The 17970-nt window shown below is 72.6% G+C and carries 15 protein-coding genes; 11 read left to right on the top strand and 4 right to left on the bottom strand.

Annotation, left to right across the window (positions count from 1 at the left end; genetic code table 11):
- The first annotated feature begins 4 nt into the window (after nt 1-4).
- From BX285_RS05960 to BX285_RS05950, 3 genes are all read left to right on the top strand, one after another.
- Nucleotides 5-532 carry a heat shock protein transcriptional repressor HspR gene (locus BX285_RS05960; protein WP_183107011.1) on the top strand — a complete coding sequence of 176 codons (528 nt, stop codon included), beginning with the start codon at nt 5-7 and terminating at the stop codon, nt 530-532.
- 192 nt (nt 533-724) lie between these two features.
- Complete coding sequence (locus tag BX285_RS05955) at nt 725-1711, top strand: helix-turn-helix domain-containing protein (protein WP_107474896.1); 987 nt, start codon at nt 725-727, stop codon at nt 1709-1711.
- A 588-nt stretch (nt 1712-2299) separates the two neighbouring features.
- On the top strand, nt 2300-2917 hold the full coding sequence (locus BX285_RS05950; protein ID WP_051709310.1) for a hypothetical protein: 618 nt from the start codon (nt 2300-2302) through the stop codon (nt 2915-2917).
- Between the two features lie 217 nt (nt 2918-3134).
- On the opposite strand, the gene BX285_RS05945 is transcribed toward BX285_RS05950, so the two are convergent.
- Both BX285_RS05945 and BX285_RS05940 read right to left on the bottom strand, forming a co-directional pair.
- Nucleotides 3135-4130, bottom strand: a complete 996-nt coding sequence (locus BX285_RS05945) for a LuxR C-terminal-related transcriptional regulator (protein WP_257032515.1) — start codon at nt 4128-4130, stop codon at nt 3135-3137.
- A gap of 575 nt (nt 4131-4705) precedes the next feature.
- Nucleotides 4706-5818 (bottom strand): TDT family transporter, encoded by a 1113-nt coding sequence (locus BX285_RS05940; RefSeq protein ID WP_121177290.1) that lies wholly within the window; start codon nt 5816-5818, stop codon nt 4706-4708.
- 71 nt (nt 5819-5889) lie between these two features.
- Between BX285_RS05940 and BX285_RS05935 the strand changes: the two genes are divergently transcribed.
- Both BX285_RS05935 and clpB read left to right on the top strand, forming a co-directional pair.
- Nucleotides 5890-6819: a LysR family transcriptional regulator gene (locus BX285_RS05935; protein ID WP_097236996.1), complete on the top strand. Its 930-nt coding sequence runs from the start codon at nt 5890-5892 to the stop codon at nt 6817-6819.
- Between the two features lie 102 nt (nt 6820-6921).
- Nucleotides 6922-9543 (top strand): ATP-dependent chaperone ClpB, encoded by a 2622-nt coding sequence (gene clpB / locus BX285_RS05930; protein WP_121174617.1) that lies wholly within the window; start codon nt 6922-6924, stop codon nt 9541-9543.
- Between the two features lie 72 nt (nt 9544-9615).
- Here clpB and BX285_RS05925 read toward each other — a convergent pair whose 3' ends face one another.
- A complete protein-coding gene (locus BX285_RS05925; protein WP_097236994.1) occupies nt 9616-9900 on the bottom strand; it encodes a helix-turn-helix domain-containing protein in 285 nt (94 codons plus the stop codon).
- A 413-nt stretch (nt 9901-10313) separates the two neighbouring features.
- Between BX285_RS05925 and BX285_RS05920 the strand changes: the two genes are divergently transcribed.
- From BX285_RS05920 to pyrE, 6 genes are all read left to right on the top strand, one after another.
- Nucleotides 10314-10871 (top strand): YbjN domain-containing protein, encoded by a 558-nt coding sequence (locus tag BX285_RS05920; protein ID WP_097236993.1) that lies wholly within the window; start codon nt 10314-10316, stop codon nt 10869-10871.
- Nucleotides 10872-11021: 150 nt separating this feature from the next.
- Entirely contained in the window at nt 11022-12182 is a 1161-nt protein-coding gene (locus tag BX285_RS05915) for a pyridoxal phosphate-dependent aminotransferase (protein ID WP_121174616.1), read from the top strand.
- A 501-nt stretch (nt 12183-12683) separates the two neighbouring features.
- Complete coding sequence (locus BX285_RS05910) at nt 12684-13214, top strand: DUF2617 family protein (RefSeq protein WP_097236991.1); 531 nt, start codon at nt 12684-12686, stop codon at nt 13212-13214.
- Between the two features lie 154 nt (nt 13215-13368).
- Nucleotides 13369-15069, top strand: coding sequence for a polyamine aminopropyltransferase (locus tag BX285_RS05905; RefSeq protein WP_310794182.1), 1701 nt, complete (start codon nt 13369-13371; stop codon nt 15067-15069).
- 224 nt (nt 15070-15293) lie between these two features.
- Entirely contained in the window at nt 15294-16343 is a 1050-nt protein-coding gene (locus BX285_RS05900; RefSeq protein WP_147465117.1) for a hypothetical protein, read from the top strand.
- 44 nt (nt 16344-16387) lie between these two features.
- Nucleotides 16388-16924 (top strand): orotate phosphoribosyltransferase, encoded by a 537-nt coding sequence (pyrE, locus tag BX285_RS05895; protein WP_097236989.1) that lies wholly within the window; start codon nt 16388-16390, stop codon nt 16922-16924.
- A gap of 112 nt (nt 16925-17036) precedes the next feature.
- On the opposite strand, the gene BX285_RS05890 is transcribed toward pyrE, so the two are convergent.
- Nucleotides 17037-17756, bottom strand: a complete 720-nt coding sequence (locus BX285_RS05890; protein WP_097236988.1) for a DedA family protein — start codon at nt 17754-17756, stop codon at nt 17037-17039.
- Nucleotides 17757-17970 lie beyond the last annotated feature (214 nt).

The raw sequence follows: 17970 nt of genomic DNA, 5'->3' as shown, positions 1-17970 counted from the left end.
CCAGATGTCCCCGATGAATCCGACCAACCCCGACGGCTCGATCGGCCCCGGCCTCGGCGAAGGCCTGCCCGGTGCCGGCGCCCGCCGGCCCCGCCGGGCCGCCGCCCCGCCGACGTACGTCCTCACCGAGGACACCCCGGTGTACGTCATCTCCGTGGCCGCCGAACTGTCCGGCCTGCACCCGCAGACCCTCCGCCAGTACGACCGCCTCGGCCTCGTCTGCCCCGACCGCACCGCCGGCCGCGGACGCCGCTACTCCGCGCGCGACATCCAGCAGCTGCGCGAGGTCCAGCGGCTCTCCCAGGACGAGGGCATCAACCTGGCGGGCATCAAGCGGATCATCGAGCTGGAGAACCAGGTCACCGCCCTCCAGTCCCGCGTCACCGAACTGGTCGACTCCCTCGAAGGCGCCGCCGCCGCCCTCCAGCAGCGCGAGGCTGCCGTCCACGCCTCCTACCGCCGCGACCTGGTCCCGTACCAGCCCCCCACCCCCCAGTCCAGCGCCCTCGTCGTCTGGCGTCCCAAGCGCTGACCACCCCGCACGGCCACCTGCCGCCGGCCCCCTCCTGTCCGGGGGGTGCCGGCGGCTTGTGGATATGTGAGAGGGTGCTTGCCCGAAGCTCGACGCTGTCGGCGACGGACGGGTGAGCAACGAGCAATCCGGGGTGCCGGGACAGCTGACAATGGTGGTCACTAGTTGCTCAGTGGATGACAGGGAGCCGAAATGAGCGGGCGAGAACAGCCAGTTCTCATGACTGGCGGATCACGAATACTGTCGCCGGAAGCCCGGGAGCTCTATCTCAAAATCATCCACAGCGGCAGCACGAAAGATGATTACGAATCAAACAAGAATAATTCCCTGCGCGAACTCATCGATCTCGGCCTCCTGATCCGGGACAGCGACGATCCGGATTTGCTCATCGCCGCGGACCCGGCTCAGCTGTCCTTCACCCTGAGCTCATCCTGGCAGCGACAGGCCCTGGATCTGCTGTCACGTTCCGTGGCACTCCCCGCCGACCTGAGCGAACTGGCCGAGGCGTTCCACAGCTCGGACCAGGAAGGCGGCCCCATCGAATACGTCCGAGGCAAGGCGCACATCAATCAGCGCGTTCAGCAGTTCTCGGCCGCCGGAATCACCGAGGGCCTGGCCATGCAACCCGGAGGGCCTCGACCTCCCGAGCTACTGGCCTCCGGAATCGAACGCGATCTGAAGATCCTGCAGCAGGGCGCCTCGATGCGAAGCATCTACAACGCGAGCACGCGCTACCACCAGCCCACCCGTGAATACGTTTCCAGACTGACCAGGGAGGGCTACCAGTTCCGTACCCTGGACGAGCCCTACGCCCGCCTCATCATCCTCAACAGGCGGCTGGCAGTGATTCCGGTGGGCGGCGACGAGATGGCCGCCTTCATCCACGATCCCGGCGTCATCAACTTCCTCATCGAGGAGGTCTTCGAGCGGAACTGGACCCGGGCGCTGGAATTCGACGGCAATGCCGCCATCCCGCAGGAAGTCATTCCGAGGCTGCGGCAAACCATCATCGACCTACTGCTCGCCGGCACCAATCACCGCGTCATCGCCCGCCGGCTGGGGATCAGCGAGCGGACTCTGGCACGCCACATCGCCGAGATGAGGGAGGAGTACAACGTCGACTCCCTGTTCCAGCTTGGCTACATGCTGGGCCGCGCATCACAGCAGAGACCAGAATAGGGCATTCCGGCAAATACCAGCCAACCGGAGGTCAACCAGAAGTATAGGGTCCGCCCGGTCGAACTCGACTACCGTCAGCCCCAGTTGATGTCGTCGACAACCGCTTGGACCGCCGAAATGGCGCGACCGTCTCCCGCTTCCCCGTCCAGCTGCAGTCGAGCACCACCCGCTATGACACAGGCGCCGACCAAGGCCGCGGCCGCGATGGCTACCGAAAATGCAACCTTACGCACAAGCCTGGACATACGGGACAACTGTCCTCTCCTTTCCGAAAGCTCAGCGAGCGACGCTAATAGCACTGGCGTCCACATGATGCCCCACGGAGAGTTGCGGTGTCACCTGCCCGGTACCACGAGGTCCGTCATCTCCCTGCCAGGCATCCAGATGACAGGGGCAAAACCTGGACGCGGCCGAGCCCACTGATAGACGATCAGTTCGCCCCCGATAGTCCAGCACCAGCGGGCAATTCTGTTGCTGTACTGTCAAAGTTTGTTCCACATCAGGGCACCGGACCACTTGAAGCAGCAGCCACTCTCAACGCCAACCGGCGCCACTTCCCAACCCGGTCGGCCTTTCCCCGGAGTCGACATGACCGAGCCCTACCTGCGTCACCACGACAGCCAGGCCCCTGAGGGTCGGCGTGCACGCGTGTTCCTGGCCGCGCCGCTGATGCGGCTGACCGGGCCGGCCGACAGCGTGGTGACGCTCGCCAGCCGGACGCGGCTGACGACGCTCCGCACCACCCTGCTCCGCAGCGGTGCCGCCGTGTACAGCGCGCACCACAGCGATGCCTGGACCATCTCCGGCCGGGCGCCGGAGCCCCGCGTCCCCTCCGACTTCCGCGCCCTGCAGTCCGCGGACCTGGTCTTCGCCTACGTGGGAGCGCCGCTCTCGGCCGGTGTGAGCCTGGAACTGGGTTGGGCGTCCGCGCTGCGGAAGCCGATCGTCCTCCTCGTCGACGAGGCCATCACCCACAACCCGCTGATCGCCACCATCGAGCAGGTCGCCCCCGTCCTGCCGCTGGTCTTCGACGACACCTGGTCGCAGGAGGCCCTCAACCACACGGTGGAGACCGCCCTCGACTGGGCCGGCATGGCGCTCTCCCTGCGCGAGGGCTTCTGGACCGCCCCCGGCGAGCAGTTCAACGTCCCCCGGCAGCAGCCCCCGGTCCCCGGCTACTGGCCGACCGGCGCCGCCACCGGCTGAGCAGCGCTCACCCACCGGACTCCCCCGTCCGGGCCCCCGTATCTGCCGGCCCTGTCGGAACAGCGTCTCCGCGTCGTACAGCTCACGCAGCCGGGCGATGTGACCGGCGACCGTCCGCTCGCTCAGCCCCGTCCGGCCGGCGATCGCCCGCTGCGTGAGCCCCCGGGCGGCGGTGAGCAGGGTGGACGGGGCGGAAGGCTCATCGGTCATCGCGGGCTCATCGGTCATCGCGGGCGCCTCTCATCAGCCAGCCGAGCTGGAAGAGGGTCTGAGCGCCGTAGCGGTCGCGGAGGCGGGAGATGTGGGCGGCGACGGTGCGTTCGCTGAGGCCCAGGCGGGTGGCGACGGCGCGTTGGGTGAGGCCGCGGGCGAGGAGGCGGCCGACCCGGTCGGGGATGGTGCGGGTGGTGCCCTGGCCGAGGGCGGTGGCGGCTGCGGCGGTGTCGGCGCGGGCCCAGTCGCGTTCGAAGGTGCCGACCAGGAAGGCGATGGTGGCCGGGTCGCTGATGAAGGCGGCGGTGCTGTTGTCCTCGCTGGCGGAGATCACGGCGACGGTGCGGTCGAAGACGATCAGCCGTTGGAAGGGCTCGTCGAGGACGCGGATGAGGGAGCCGTGCCGGGTGACCTCCTCGGCGTAGGCGAGGGCGGGCGGGTCGGCGAGGGCGACCGGCTGGTAGATGGTGCGCAGGGAGCAGCCGCGCTGGAGGAGTTGGACGTCCTGGAGGAGGGCGACCTGCAGGGTGTCGGCGGGGCGGTGGCCGGGTTGGGCGGTGAGGACCTCGGAGCGGCAGTCGGAGACCAGTTGGGAGATCCGCTGGCGGATGTGGACGTGTCCTTCGACGTGGACGGCGCCGCCGGCCCGGCCCGAGGGGCGGGGCATCGCGTCGTAGGCGCGGGTGAGGCCGTCGAGGGTGCCGGGGAGGCTCTCGGCGCGGACCAGCAGCCGGGTGGCCTCACTGCGGAGTTCGGCGCCGAGGCGGTCGCTGACCGAGCGGGGGCTGACGGCGGTGTAGCAGTGGTCCACCGCATTGACCATCAGCAGGCCGATGTCGATGAGCTGTCGGAGCGCGGCCTGGTCGGTGTCGGTGACTCCGCCGCAGGGGATGCGGCCGCCCTCGGCGATGATCGCCAGGTACAGCTGCCGGGCGGCTTCGTCGGGCTGCTCGCCCACGGGCCCGGTGTGGTGCGGTTCGACCGCCGGTTCCGCCGTCACGTCGCTCGCACTCCCCCTGCCGGATTGCGGATCGGCGGTCACGGTACCTGGTGGGACGGCGGGCCCCGGGCCCGGGTGCCGTCGCACACCGGGACGTCCGCGGGCCCGCCGTCCTTACGCCAATGCCACGGCGCTTCCGTCGAGGCGGAGCAGCAACGCCTCGACGGATCCGGTTCCGGGTGCCATCACCACACATGGTCCCGGCCGGCGCTCTTCCCCCCCGTTCCACAGCTGCACGTCGGTGCTCCTGCAGTCACGTTCGAAGAGCAAGTCGCCTCCATCGGGCCGCGGTTGCCCGGACGACTTGGCGTGACTCCACCCTCACAGCGTGACGGCCGGTGAACAAGTGCCGCCCGAGTGCATGTTCGCGCAAATGCAGATACCTGCAGGGCGGCGCGGGGGCACGGGTCGGGGCGGTGGGCCGCATTCCGGTAAAGGCCGAGGCCAGCGGGGGGTGCGGGGGCGGACCGGCGGTTCCGCCGATCGGCCGGGGGCGGTGATCGTGCCTGTGCGCGTTCCTGCAACGGGGGCGGCGCCTGAGCTGCATGTCTACGCGCGGTGACAATCGGGCCGCCTCAGCGCGCCAGCAGCCGCCCGCGTGCCAGCCCGGCCGCGGTCCCGCCCGCCGCGAGCACCCAGGCGAGCGCCAGCAGCAGGAACAGCCCCGCGGCCAGCCCGGTGAAGCCCCCGAAGCCGGTGTGCCGGGCAAGCGCGGAGGTGCCGGTGACGCAGGTGCCGATCGGGAAGGTGTACGCCCACCAGGTCATCGCGAACGGCATCCCGGCCCGCCGGGCACGCAGGTTGGCGGCGAGGGCGACGGCCAGCCAGAGCATCGCGACGCCGATCACCGCGACGCCGTACAGCTCGGCGAGGTCGCGCATGGCCGGGGCGAGCGCGGGCAGCACCGGGCGGGCGGCGTCGGCGAGCTGGTGGACGGCGGTCACGGACTGGCCGAGCGGGCCGAGCACCAGGAACAGCGAGGGGGTGAGCACCAGGGTGGGCAGCTTGCTGTGCAGCAGCCCGGTGAACACCACCGGCAGCAGCACCAGGGTGGCCAGCAGCCCGACCCCGAACAGCCCGCAGCAGGCGTACAGCATGGCCTGCTGCGGTGCCCCGGCCGGCAGGTGCGGGACCAGCGCCGGACCGCAGGCGGAGGCGACCAGCGGGGCGACCACCGGCAGCAGCCAGGTCGGGTTGGCCTCCAGGGCGGAGACCGGGTGCCGGGTGATCATCAGGTAGGGGATGCCGCCGGCGACGGCCAGCGCGTACAGCGTGCCCACGCCCCACAGCACCGCGTCCAGGGCGACCGCCGGGCCGGTGCCGATGACCCGGGAGCCGAGCAGCAGGGTGCCGAGGCCGACCGCGAGCAGCGCCATCGGCGGGCAGCCGTAGAAGACGGCGGTGGCCGGGTTGTCCAGCAGCTGGGCGCGGGCCGCCTCGCGGTGCCGGGTGAGGTGGACCAGCCGGGCCGGGACCAGCACCAGCAGAGCGGCCAGGCCGAGCGCCCACAGCACCTCGCCGAAGCCGATCAGCCCGGGCAGCCGTACCGGCAGGACGGCGGCGCCGTTGCCCAGGATCGCGGTGCCCATCACGGCGGCGTACCAGTTGGGGCCGAGCTGGGAGAGGTCGTACCGCGAGCGGCGAATGGCGGGGCGGGCGAGGGGGCGGATATCGGCCAAGGTGGACATGCTCCCCACCATCGGTCCGAAGGCCGGGCGCCGGTAGCGCCGAAGATCCTATGGCGGCATAGCCTGGAGCTATGACCCTCTCCCCACACGTCCCCGAGCTCGGCGCCCTGGAACTGCTGCTCGCGGTGGCCCGACTGGGCAGCGTCGGACGGGCGGCCGCCGAGCTGGGCGTCAGCCAGCCGACCGCCAGCGCCCGGATCAAGGGCATGGAGCGGCAGATCGGCGTCCCGCTGCTGGACCGCTCGCCCCGGGGCAGCAAGCCGACCGAGGCGGGGCGGCTGGTGGTCGAGTGGGCCCGGCAGGTGGTGGAGGCGGCGCAGGCACTGGACGCCGGGATCGACGCGCTGCGCGAGCGCCGGGACGCCAAGCTGCGGGTGGTGGCCAGCCTGACCGTCGCCGAGTACCTGATGCCGGGCTGGCTGCTGGGGCTGGCCGAGGCCAGTCCGGGCACGGCGGTGACGCTGCGGACGGCGAACTCGGCGGAGGTCGCCGGGCACGTCCTGGCCGGGCACGCCGACCTCGGCTTCGTCGAGGGCCCGGCCACCCCGCCCGGACTGGCCGGCGCGGTGGTGGCGGCGGACCGGCTGGTCGTCGTGGTGGCGCCCGGCCACCCGTGGGCGCGCCGCCGCACTCCACTGACCGGCGCCGAGCTGGCGGCCACCCCGCTCGTGCTGCGCGAGCCCGGCTCGGGCACCCGGGAGGTGCTGGAGGCGGCGCTGCGGCCGTACGGCGGCGCGACGCAGCCCCGGCTGGAACTGGCCTCGTCCACGGCGCTGAAGGCGGCCGCGATGACCGGCGCGGGGCCGGTCTGCCTGAGCGAGCTGGCGGTGGTGGAGGAGCTGGCGACCCGGCGGCTGGTCGAGGTGCCGCTGGCGGAGGGGCTGGACCTGCGGCGGCCGCTGCGGGCGGTGTGGCCGACCGGGCAGCGGCCGGGCGGCCCGGCCCGGGAGCTGCTGGGGCTGACCCGGCGGAGCTCCCCCAGGCGCTCGACCGGGAATTGACCCTCCCGGAAAAGCTTGAGGTGGAAAGTTGAGCGCAATAGACTCAACTTAGTGCATGCTGTAGGTAGCAGCAGAACGACGACCAGGGAGGACTCCCCAGCAGTGGACGCCAGCAAGTTCACCACCAAGACGCAGGACGCCCTGTCCGCCGCGATCCGGCAGGCGGGCGCGGCCGGCAACCCGGACGTCAAGCCGGTGCACATCCTGATCGCCCTGCTGGAGCAGCCCGAGGGCATCGCCCGGCCCCTGCTGGAGGCGGTCGGGGCCGACGTCGCCCGGCTCGACACCGAGGCGCGCCGCCAGGCGGCCGCCCTGCCCAGTGCGATGGGCTCGACGGTCGCCGCGCCGCAGCTCGCCCGGGACACCCTGGCGGTGCTCACCGAGGCCGGCCGGCGCGCCGACGACCTGGACGACCAGTACGTCTCCACCGAGCACCTGATGGTCGGCCTGGCCGCCGAGGGCGGGCCGGTCGCCGAGCTGCTGGTGCAGCAGGGCGCGACGCCGAAGGCCCTGCTCGCCGCGTTCAAGGACGTCCGCGGCACCGGGCGGGTCACCTCGCCGGATCCGGAGGGCACCTACAAGGCGCTGGAGAAGTTCGGCACCGACCTCACCCAGGCCGCCCGCGACGGCAAGCTCGACCCGGTGATCGGCCGGGACCAGGAGATCCGCCGGGTGGTCCAGGTGCTCTCCCGCCGGACCAAGAACAACCCGGTGCTGATCGGCGAGCCGGGCGTCGGCAAGACCGCCGTGGTCGAGGGCCTGGCCCAGCGGATCGTGGCCGGCGACGTGCCGGAGTCGCTGCGCGGCAAGCGGCTGGTCGCGCTGGACCTCGGTGCGATGGTCGCGGGCGCCAAGTTCCGCGGCGAGTTCGAGGAGCGGCTGAAGGCCGTCCTCAACGACATCAAGGCCTCCGACGGCCGGGTCGTCACCTTCATCGACGAGCTGCACACCGTGGTCGGCGCGGGCGCCGGCGGCGACTCCGCGATGGACGCGGGCAACATGCTCAAGCCGATGCTGGCCCGTGGCGAGTTGCGGATGGTCGGCGCCACCACGCTGGACGAGTACCGCGAGCGGATCGAGAAGGACCCGGCCCTGGAGCGGCGCTTCCAGCAGGTGCTGGTCGGCGAGCCCAGCGTGGAGGACTCGATCGCCATCCTGCGCGGCCTCAAGGGCCGGTACGAGGCGCACCACAAGGTGCAGATCTCGGACGCCGCCCTGGTCGCCGCCGCCACCCTGTCCAACCGCTACATCACCTCGCGCTTCCTGCCCGACAAGGCGATCGACCTGGTCGACGAGGCGGCCTCCCGGCTGCGGATGGAGATCGACTCCTCCCCGGTCGAGATCGACGAACTCCAGCGCTCCGTCGACCGGTTGCGGATGGAGGAGCTGGCCCTGGAGAAGGAGTCCGACCCGGCCTCGGTCGACCGGCTGGCCCGGCTGCGGCGCGATCTCGCCGACAAGAACGAGCAGTTGAGCGTGCTCACGGCGCGCTGGGAGCAGGAGAAGAAGAGCCTCAACCGGGTCGGCGAGCTGAAGGAGCGACTGGACGACCTGCACGGTGTGCTCGAACGCGCCCAGCGCGACGGGGACTTCGAGCGGGCGTCCAAGCTGATGTACGCCGAGATCCCGGCCGCCGAGGCGGAGCTCGCCGAGGCCCAGGAGCGCGCCGCGACTGCGGACACCGAGGCCGGGTCCGCCTCCGCCTCGATGGTCAAGGAGGAGGTCGGCCCGGACGACGTGGCCGACGTGGTCGCCTCCTGGACGGGCATCCCGGCCGGCCGGCTGCTGGAGGGCGAGAGCGCGAAACTCCTGCGCATGGAGGAGGAGTTGGGCCGACGCCTGATCGGCCAGCAGGAGGCCGTGCAGGCCGTCTCGGACGCGGTGCGCCGCACCCGCTCCGGCATCGCCGACCCGGACCGCCCGACCGGCTCCTTCCTCTTCCTCGGCCCGACGGGCGTCGGCAAGACCGAACTCGCCAAGGCCCTGGCCGACTTCCTCTTCGACGACGAGCGGGCGATGGTCCGGATCGACATGAGCGAGTACGGCGAGAAGCACTCCGTCTCCCGCCTGGTCGGCGCCCCGCCCGGGTACGTCGGCTACGAGGAGGGCGGCCAGCTCACCGAGGCGGTCCGCCGCCGCCCGTACAGCGTGGTCCTGCTGGACGAGGTGGAGAAGGCGCATCCGGAAGTCTTCGACGTCCTGCTCCAGGTGCTGGACGACGGCCGGCTCACCGACGGCCAGGGCCGCACGGTGGACTTCCGCAACGCGATCCTGATCCTCACCTCCAACCTGGGCAGTCAGTTCCTGGTCGACCCGACCACCCCGGAGGCGGAGAAGCGCGAGCTGGTGCTGGCCGCCGTCCGGGCCGCGTTCAAGCCGGAGTTCCTGAACCGGCTGGACGACATCGTGGTCTTCGAGCCGCTGGGCACCGCCGAGCTGAGCCGGATCGTCGACCTGCAGGTGGCCCGCCTGGGCGAGCGGCTGAACGAGCGGCGGCTCACCCTGGACGTCTCCGAGGCGGCGCGCGACTGGCTGGCGCTCGCCGGCTACGACCCGGCGTACGGCGCCCGTCCGCTGCGCCGGCTGGTGCAGTCCGCGATCGGCGACCAGCTGGCCCGGGCGATCCTGTCCGGCGCGGTGCACGACGGGGACACCGTCCTGGTCGAGCGGGACGAGGAGGGCGACGGGCTCACCGTGCGCGGCCGGGGGCCGCTGGAGAAGTAGCCCGCCGCGGGCCGGGAGCGCGGCAGACACCCGCGTTCCCGGCCCGCACCGCGTCACTCGCCCACGGTCACGTCACTCGGCGGTGCCCCGCCGCAGCCGGTGCCGCGTGCGGTCCCGCCGGCTGCGCGCCAGCCGGTGCAGCTCGGCGCTCTGGGGCTCCGGCAGGTTCCAGGTCTGGGTCAGCAGGCGCAGTGTGGAGACCCTCGGGCAGGACACGCCCCGCTCCAGGTCCCGGATCGAGCGCACGCTCAGCCCCGTCGCGTCACCCAGCTGCTCCTGCGTCATCCCCCGTTCGAGCCGGATGCTCCGCAGCAGCGCCCCGAGCGTCGCGCCCTCCCCCGTCACCGTTCCGTCCACTCCCGTTCCCCCCTCGACTCGGCACAGCTCAACTTGCCCGCTTAGTACGGGCTTTGTGCGAAATGAGTTCCGTCGCACGCTAACCGCATCCGGCCCGTACGGCAGGCGAACCCGCGCGCCGGGCGCGTGACGTGGCTCACGCGCGCCCCTCCGGAACGCCCGCGTCGCTCCTCGGGCACCCTCCGTGACCACCGCCCGCCCGACCACCCGCCACGGTCGCCCGCCGGACCGTCCCCGACCCGCCCCCGGCACCCCGCTGACCACGCCCGGACAGCGCCCGGACGACGCCCTGGCGAAGATCGATGCACTCCCGGGTGCCCCTGTGAGCGAGGCCCCGGATGAGGCAGGATGGGAGGTGGAAAGGGCGGCCTCTCATTGCCGGCCACCACGTGCACTGAGGAATGAGGACCCCCATGAGCATCGACCCGTCGTCCATCCCCTCCTTCGGCGTACCCCAGGGCGGCCAGCCCGGCGGCCAGGGTGGCCGACCGGCCGGCCCGCCGCCGATCATCGTCCCGGACCAGGGCCTGGTCACCCAGCTGCTCGACCAGATGCAGCTCAAGCACGTCGTGGACGAGGAGGGCGACCTCACCGCCCCTTGGGAGGGCTTCCGCGTCTACTACATGTTCCGCGGCGAGCAGAAGGAGCTCTTCGCGGTGCGCGCCTTCTACGACCGCGCGTACCCGCTGGAGAAGAAGGGCGAGATCCTCGACCTGATCGACGAGTGGAACCGCGAGACCCTTTGGCCCAAGGTCTACACCCACACCCACGAGGACGGCGTGGTCCGCCTGATCGGCGAGGCCCAGATGATCGTCGGCGCCGGCGTCAACCTGGACTACTTCGTGACCACCACCGCCAACTGGACCCAGGCCGCGGTCGGCTTCGAGCAGTGGATGGTCGAGCGCCTGGGCCTGCAGGACGAGATCGAGGGCGAGGACGGCGAGAGCACCGAGGGCACCGACGAGGCCTGATCCGGCCCCGGAACCCCCCGGAGCCTCCCGGCACCGTCCGGCACCTCCCGGAACGGCCCGCCACCCCGCACCCGCGGGTGGCGGGCCGTTCTTGTCCCCGGCCACCGGCTGTCCCAGGATGGGCGCGACGACGACGCGTGAGGAGCCGCAATGGGTACGAGGCCGCTGTTGAACCGCCGACTGGCCGGGATGGGCACGACGATCTTCGCCGAGATGTCCGCCCTGGCCACGGCCACCGGATCGATCAACCTCGGCCAGGGCTTTCCGGACACCGACGGACCCGAGGAAGTCCGCGAGGCCGCCGTACGGGCGCTGCGCGAGGGCCGCGGCAACCAGTACCCGCCCGGCCCCGGCATCCCGGAGCTGCGCACCGCGATCGCCGAGCACCAGCAGCGCTTCCACGGCCTGAGCTACGACCCGGACGCCGAGGTCCTGGTCACCGCCGGCGCCACCGAGGCGATCGCCGCCACCCTGTTGGCCCTGCTGGAACCCGGGGACGAGGTCATCGCCCTGGAGCCCTTCTACGACTCCTACGCCGCCTGCATCGCGATGGCCGGCGCCACCCGCGTCCCGCTCACCCTCCGGGCCCCGGCCTTCCTTCCCGTCCTCGACGAGCTGCGTGCGCTGATCACCCCGCGCACCCGCCTCCTGCTGCTCAACACCCCGCACAACCCGACCGGCACCGTCCTCACCGCCGAGGAGCTGGCCGCCGTCGCCGCCCTCGCCGTCGAGCACGACCTGCTGGTGGTCACCGACGAGGTCTACGAGCACCTGGTCTTCGGCACCACCCACCACCCGATCGCCGCCCTGCCCGGCATGCGCGAGCGGACCGTCACCATCTCCTCGGCCGGCAAGACCTTCTCCTTCACCGGCTGGAAGGTCGGCTGGGTCACCGCGACCCCGGCCCTGGTCTCGGCCGTCCGCACCGCGAAGCAGTACCTCACCTACGTCAGCGCCGGCCCCTTCCAGTACGCCGTCGCCGAGGCGCTGCGGCTGCCCGACGCCTACTTCGACGGTTTCCGCGCGGACCTTCACCGCAAGCGCGACCTGCTGGTCGACGGCCTCACCGCAGCCGGATTCCGGGCCTTCACCCCCCAGGGCACCTACTTCGTCACCACCGACATCACCCCGCTCGGCGAGAAGGACGGCATCGAGTTCTGCCGCGCCCTGCCGGAGCGCTGCGGCGTCGTCGCCATCCCGAACGCGGTGTTCTACGACGACCCGGACGCCGGCCGTAGCCTGGTCCGCTTCACTTTCTGCAAAAGGGACGACGTCCTCCAGGATGCCGTGGACCGGTTGCAGCGCCTTTGAGGGGCCGCGCGCCCCCCTTCACGCCCTTCGAACGGCAGCATGAACCGCCCGACACGTGTTCTGACGGATCATCAACTCACCAGGCCCGCTTGCCGGTTTGCTGCTCCCGAGGCAGGACGGACGGCCCGTCCGGCACTCCCCGACTGCCCTCCGCACCCCGTGTGCGGAGGGCGGCGGCGCGTGATGCGCACAGAGGGCGCACGACCGGCGCGCACGGCGCGCGACCCGGTGGTAGGGGCGCGCGCTGTGCAGAGTCGCACACCGGGTCGATCAGACCCGGGAAGCAGGTGTGCTCGAAACGGTGAATGCTTGACAAAGATGGGTAAATCACCGGCGGACCCGGCGCATTCGTGCTTCTCTGCTGCTGAATCTCCAGCCGGAATCCTTCCTTCCACGGTCGGCCGCGCCCAGGGCCGCACAGCCACGAACAGCCTCGCCATCGCCTAGGCCTACTCGATGCTGCTCGGCGGGCGCGCACGGAGCTGAAACGCGGAGCCGAGCATGCTCACCACACTGCAGACCTCCTACACGGACACCCGCGCCGGTGACCTCGCCTGGTGCCTCGGCGGCGACCCCCTGCCCGCTCTCGCGGTCCGCGACCTGAGACTCGACGGAGGCGGCCGTCCGGACACGCCCGGCACCCTCCAGCTGCGGCTGCTGGGCGCCTCGCACCAGGTGGTGATCGACGCCGGCCCCGGCCGGTGCCTGGAGACCGTCGCCTGCCTGCCCGGTCGCCGCACCCCGCTGCCGGCCCGGGTGGCCAAACAGGTCGGCGGCTGGGAGTACGAGTTCGCCGCCCGGATCGAGGCGCTGCCGCCGCACGACTTCGCGGCCCGCGCCCAGGAACTGCTGGCCCTGGTCGAAGGGCACCCGCGGGGCCTCGCCGGAGTCTTCCCGGGCGACCCGAGCGCCTTCACCGCGCTGGTCACCCAGGGCGGGCAGGACCGGCTGCTCTGGCGGACCTGGCACGCCTACCCCCAGGAGGGGCAGCTGGTGTGCACCCGCTCCTCGCTCGTGGCGTCGGGGGCATGACCCCCGACGGCCCGGGCGAAACCACCGATCCGTCCATACGCTGCCAAGCATCGGCCGGAGAATCGCACGCAGGAACGGTTCGTCAACCCGACGTCGCACGCTGTCCGTCGGATGGGCGCAGCCATCCCTCCCGCACGTCCCCTAGCGTTTGTTCGTGATCAACCATCCGGCCGGTCCGCCCGCACGCCCGCGAGTGGACCTCGACGACGGCACCCCACCCAGGCCCGGGCACGGCCTCACCCCACTGCCCGCCCGCCGTCGCTCCCGGCTGCGCTCCCGCCCCCGGCTCGCCCGCCTGACCGTCCTGCTGGCCGCGTTCGTCTGCGCGGCCTGCGGACTGGTCTACGAGCTCGAACTCGTCGCGCTCGGCGATTACCTGCTCGGGGACGCCGTCACCCAGACCTCCGTCGTGCTCTCCGTCATGGTGTTCGCGATGGGCCTCGGCTCACTGCTCGCCAAGCGCCTCACCCGCCGACCCGCCACCGCCTTCGCCCTGGTCGAATGCGCACTCGCGCTCACCGGTGGACTCTCCGTCCTCGCCCTCTACTCCTGCTGGGCCTGGCTCGGCCGCTGCCAGCCCGCGATGGTCGGCCTCACCTGCCTGATCGGCATCCTCATCGGCGCCGAGATCCCCCTGCTGATGACCCTCATCCAGCGGATCCGGCGCGAGGACGCCGGACGCGCCGCGGCCGACCTCTTCGCCGCCGACTACGTGGGCGCACTGATCGGCGGCCTCGCCTTCCCGTTCCTGCTCCTGCCCGCGCTCGGCCCCGGCGACGGCGCGCTCCTCACCGGCGCCGTCAACGCCGTCGCCGGCGCCGCCGTGGTGCTCTGGCTCTTCCGGGAGGAGCCCGCCCCGCGGATACGACGGCTGCTCTGGGGCGGCTGCCTGCTCGTCCTCGCCGTGCTCGCCGCGGCCGCGGCCGGCTCCGACGCGGTCGAACGCGCCGCCCGGCACGCCCTCTACGGCGACCAGGTCCGCTACGCCACCCGCAGCCGGCACCAGGAGATCGTGCTCACCGGCCCCGCCGAGGGCCCGCTCCGGCTCTACCTGGACGGACGGCTCGCGGTCTGCGGGCCCGACGAGTACCGGGGCAGCGAGGGACTGGTCCACCCGGCCATGGCCGACGGCCCCGACGCCCGCGTCCTGCTCCTCGGCGGCGGCGACGGCCTCGCCCTGCGGGAGGTACTGCGGCACCGGGGCGTGCGTTCCGTCCGGCTGGTCGACGCCGACGCCGCCCTCCCGCGCCTCGCCCGCACCGACCCCGGCCTCGCCGCCCTCGGCGGCCACTCCCTCGACGACCCCCGGGTACGCACCACCGCCGCCGATCCGCTGGCCTGGCTGCGCGACGCGAACGCGGGCGGCAGCACGGGTGTCTCCGACGGTGGCGACGGGCCGTACGACGTGGTGCTCGCCGACCTCCCGGCACCGGCCGACGGCGGGCCGGTCACGTTCCACTCCCAGGAGTTCTACGGGCTCGCCGCCCGGCTGCTCTCCCCCGGCGGGCGGATCGCCGTCCGGGCCGGGAGCGACCCGGACGAGACGGGTGGGCCGGGTGGGCCGGGTGACCTGGACGGCCTCTGGCAGATCGAGTCCGGCCTGCGGACGGCGGGGCTGCAGACCACCCCGTACGCCGTCCCCGGCAGCGCCACCGGCTCCTGCCGCCCCGGCCCGCCGGACACCGCCCAGAACTTCCTCCTCGCCGCCGCCACCAGCCCGCCGCTCACCCTCGCCCCCGACGCTCCGGCCCCCCGCGCCCTCACCCCCGACACCCTCCGCGCCTCCGCCGCCCGCCTGACCGCCCTTCGCCCCACCCGGCCCCCGGCCGCCCTCACCCTCCTCGGGCCGCGCTGAGCGCCGGAGGAACGCGGAAGCTGGTGGAGGCCGTCACCGGGTGCGAGTGGGGGACCGCCCGGGGGACCCGGGTGGGGTGGGCCCCCGGAAAGAGGAGACGGGGTCCGAAGAGAGGCCCTTGAGCAGCCGGGCTCAGCTCACGGCGGTGGCGGGGTGGCCGGGGCGGGAAAGTCGGGTGGTGGTGGGTAGGGACCGGGCGGGATCGGATCGGTAGGCTCCGTGCCATGGAGCATGAGGTTGTCGTCCCGATGTCCGCCGAGCTGGTGCGGCAGGCCTTGCAGGATCCGGCGCTGCTGGCGCGGAGTGTGCCGGGGCTGAGCACCGAGCCGGCCGCGGTCGGGGCCGGGCCCGCCGAGGAGATCGGCGGCCGACTGAAGCTGCGGATCGGCGGCTCCACGATCACGTACAAGGGCGTGCTGTCGCTGATCGAGGGCCGGGAGGGCGTGCTGACCGTGCTGGCCGAGGGCGAGGAGGCCCGGGGCAGCGGCGAGGCGACCGCCACCGTCCGGGTCAGCGTCGCGGACGGCACCGAGGACGGCACCGCCGTCATCCGCTTCACCGGCGACCTGAGTGCGACCGGCCGGCTGACCGAGTTCGACGGAGAGACCCTCGCCGCCACCGGCCGCCGTCTGCTGGACCGGTTCGCCGCCGCCCTGGCCGCCCCCGAGGGCGAGCCGGAGCAGGACGAGGACACCGAGACCGAGACCGACACCGAGACCGAGTCGGACGCCGCCGCGGAGAGCGGCACGGACGCCGGGGTGATCTTCATCGAGGACCGCCAGGACCAGCCCGGCGACGACCTGGACGACGACCTCTCCGACCTGATCGCCTTCTCCGACGCCGACGCCGAACGCTTCGGCCTGCCCACCGGCTCCGCCGCCGACGACGAGGACGAGGACGGGGACGTAGACGGGGACGCGGCCGAGAACGACGCAGCCGCGAAGGCCGACGACCCGGAGGGCGTCGCCGAGGAGCTCCCCACCGAGTCCTTCTTCACCTACGAGGAGGAGCCGGTGCTCACCGGCCCGGTGCGCCGCAGCATCGTCGGCCGGTCCGCCGAGGAGGTGGACCACGCCCCGCCGCGCGGCCCGTACGCCCCGGCGCTGCCGGCCCGAAGCGCGCGGGCCCGGGCGGCGTCCCGCTGGGGCGGCGAGGCGGGCGGGATCGTGGTGCCGGGCACCGGCGGCCGCAGCGCGGTGCCGTGGGTGATCGGTGGCTCGGTGGCCCTGCTGGGCGGGGCCGTCGTCCTGGTCAGGGCCCTGCGCCGCCGTTAGGGTCCGGGCGCCGTGAGCGGGCGCAGGCCCTAGACTGAACGCTCATGAGCAACGACCGCGACGCCCTGCTGGCACAGATCAAGGACAAGGCCGTCGTGCACGGCAAGGTCACCCTCTCCTCCGGCAAGGAGGCCGACTACTACGTCGACCTGCGCCGGATCACCCTGGACGGCGAGGCCGCCCCGCTGGTGGGCCGGGTGATGCTGGACGCCACCTCGCACCTGGAGTACGACGCCGTCGGCGGTCTGACCCTGGGCGCCGACCCGGTGGCCGCCTCGATGCTGCACGCCGCCGCCGCGCGTGGACAGAAGCTGGACGCCTTCGTGGTCCGCAAGGCCGGCAAGGCGCACGGCCTGCAGCGCCGGATCGAGGGTCCGGAGGTGAAGGGCCGCCGGGTGCTGGCCGTCGAGGACACCTCCACCACCGGCGGTTCGGTGCTGACCGCCGTCGAGGCGCTGCGCGAGGCGGGCGCCGACGTGGTCGGCGTCGCGGTGATCGTGGAGCGCGGCGGCGCGGCCGCCGTGCAGGAGCAGGGCCTGGAATACGTGACCGCGTACACCCTGGACGACCTGGGCCTCTGACCGCACGGACGACGGCGCCGAGAGAACGAACGCCGAGAACGAACGCCGAAGGGCCGGGTCCGTTTCACGTGAAACACGTGGCACGGACCCGGCCCTTCGGCGTCGGCAGGGCTCAGCCCCGCCGGTGCCGGCCGCTTCCGGTCTGCGCCGGCGCCTCCTCGACGCTCCCGGCGCCGCCCGCCTTCTTCTTCTTGCGCTCGCGCATGACCTCGATCAGGATCGGCGAGATCGACAGCAGCACGATCAGCAGCGCCGCCGGGATCAGGTACTTGTCGATCACCGGGGCGAGCGCCTCGCCGAAGAAGTAGCCGATCAGCAGCATGGACTCGGTCCAGAGCACGCCGCCGACGACGTTCCACACGAAGAAGGTCCGGGCGGGCATCTCCAGGGTGCCGGCCACCGGGTTCAGGAAGGTGCGGACGACCGGCATGAAGCGGGCCAGCACCACGGCCTTGCCGGAGCCGAACTTGTTGAAGTACTCCTCCGCCTTCACCACGAAGTCGCGACGGAAGATCTTCGAGTCGGGCTTGTCGAACATCTTCGGTCCGACCTTGGCACCGATCAGGTGCCCCAACTGGGCACCGGCGATCGCCGCGACCGGGCAGCCGACGAGCAGGACCGCGATCGGCAGCCTGGCACCGTCGCCGAGCACCGACGAGGCGGCGTTCGAGGCGGCGACGCCCGCGATGATCAGCAGCGAGTCGCCCGGGAAGAAGAAGCCGACCAGCAGGCCGGTCTCCGCGAAGATGATCGCGATCAGCCCGATGGCGCCGAGGGACGAGATCAGGGATTTGGCGTCGAGCAGGTTGACGGCCAGCTGGTTGTAGTCCACGGGCGCAGGATAGCGGGCGTACCTTGCGGACGGGCGTGCGTGCCTGGCCGGCGGACGTGCTCGCCTCGCGGGCGTGCCGGTGCGGGCGGGCGGGCGCACCGGGTCGACGGGCCCTGGCCGGAACCCGTCGGCGGCGGCCGACGGGCCGCAGCGTACGGCGTTCCGACAGGCGGGCTCCTGCTGACCCGCGGGCACGAGTCTGGGAAGATGACAC

Source organism: Streptomyces sp. 1114.5, assembly GCF_003635085.1.
GTDB lineage: Bacteria > Actinomycetota > Actinomycetes > Streptomycetales > Streptomycetaceae > Kitasatospora.
This window is presented reverse-complemented; position numbering and strand designations above follow the sequence as displayed.